We start from the raw sequence: 1,767 nt of genomic DNA on the forward strand, positions 1-1,767 counted from the left end.
CCCCGAGGGCGGTGGGGTCGAGCCATCCGGCGGCCAGCACCACCAGGCTGTCGACCGCCCACAGCGCGTTCACCGCGATGATCACGGTGGCGGCGCGGCGCGAGATCACCGGGCGGGTGGCCATGATCAGGACGTCGATCGCGTAGAGGATGAAGAAGGCCCCGACACCGAGCAGCAGCGGAGTGGACAGGCCCAGTGCCGAATCGAGCACTCCGGCGAGCGCCGCAACGAGGATTCCGGAGGCCAGGGTGGCGACGCCGTCGAAGGTGTAGGCCAGGCGCAGCGGGCTCATGCCGGCGATGGTGCGGGTACCGGTGGCGGTGGTGGCGGTCATGGGAATCGGAACCTTTCCGTTCGGTGTCGGTGACTGCCGATACCGTCGCCCGAAATCCACTGCCGACCCCACCACATCCGCTGCCGAATACTGCCAACCGCAGGTCAGAGCCCTATTTCGACATACTGCCGAATCCGGATCGCAGTTGTGCGGCGATCATGCGCGCTGCCGAGTTCTGCCAGTTGTGCAGGGTCCGCTCCGGCACCTGGTCCACGAACCAGGCGAGCGCCTTGCGCGACACCGGGTCCAGATCGGTGCGTTTGGTACGCACGCTGTAGGGCCGAATGCCGACCACGTAGTAGAAGTACACGGCGTTGTAGTGCCGCCATTCCTCGCTGGTGCCGAACTCCTCGCCGGTGCGCGGCTTCAGCGCCGCGATGGCGTCGGTGAGCAGTGTCTTGAGTTCGGCGGCACGATCGAGCGGTCCCGGGGCGCTGTCGCGTGCGGCGAGGCGGCTGTCGATGGCGGGCAGGTCGATGAGCGGACTCGACACCAGCTTGCCCAGATCGGCGTAGTGACTGAGGGCGCGGCGGGTCAGACGTGCGAACTCGTCCTCGCCGAGCGCCGCCAGACCGGACGCGTCGGCTCCGGCCGATGGCTCGACCGCCCGTTTCCGCGGTAGTGCCTCCGCGGCGGTGCGCAACTCGTCGCGCGCCTCGCGCAGCTCCGGTGCGGACGCGAAGACCAGCCGGTCGACGGCCGCCTGCAGGGGCACGTACAGCACCTGCAGCGCGATGGCGGCGGCGATGGTGCCGAAGAACAACACCTCCAGGGCTAGCCGCGGCCCGGTCAGCACGATGGCGACAGCCGCCTGCCCGCCGAAGACAATGGCCGTCGCCTCAGCGACCATGAGGGAGCGCAGCATATCCGCCCGCAGCGCCTCCCCCTCCTCGAAGGCGTCCAGGACAGCGATGCCCACGCCCAGCAGCACCAGATCCACGACCACGAGCGCCAGCACCAGGGTGGCGGGCACCAGTTCGAGGCCGAGCAGGACGAGTGCGGCGCTGAGACCGAACATGATCGCGCCCACGGTGAACAGCCCCGCGACGGTCCCGCGCGCCGAGCCCGCGACGAGCGCCGAGCGATGGCGCAGCAGCGCGATCAGCGAGCCGAACAGCGCGAGGACCGCGCAGACGCCGAGGGCATACGCCGCCGCGCCGATCCCCGCGGCCGCGAGCAGGGCCACGACCGTGCACACCGGCACCAGCCCGAACCGCCACCACCGGTCGGCGCGCTCCCCCGGCGGCTCGGGCAGCAGCCGCACGAACACCCCGCTCCACGCCACCGCGGGCACGCACACCAGCACGGCGCGCACCCCGTCGAACCGCTCGTCCGCGCCGAAGAGGTAACCGAAGACGACCGCGACGGCGTAGCCGAGCAGTCCGGCTCCGGCCCTGCGCAGCACCGGCTTTCCCACGTCCCGCGCCAGCAGA

2 protein-coding genes are annotated in these 1,767 nt (G+C 70.8%); both read right to left on the minus strand.

What is annotated here, in order from left to right; genetic code table 11:
• A partial coding sequence (locus QK444_RS35995) for a hypothetical protein (protein ID WP_282786554.1) occupies positions 1-334 on the minus strand: 334 nt, incomplete at its 3' end.
• A gap of 112 nt (positions 335-446) precedes the next feature.
• A partial coding sequence (locus tag QK444_RS36000) for a hypothetical protein (protein ID WP_282786556.1) occupies positions 447-1,767 on the minus strand: 1,321 nt, incomplete at its 5' end.

The sequence above is a fragment of the Nocardia sp. CC201C genome (assembly GCF_030010695.1).
In the GTDB taxonomy this organism is placed as follows: domain Bacteria; phylum Actinomycetota; class Actinomycetes; order Mycobacteriales; family Mycobacteriaceae; genus Nocardia; species Nocardia otitidiscaviarum.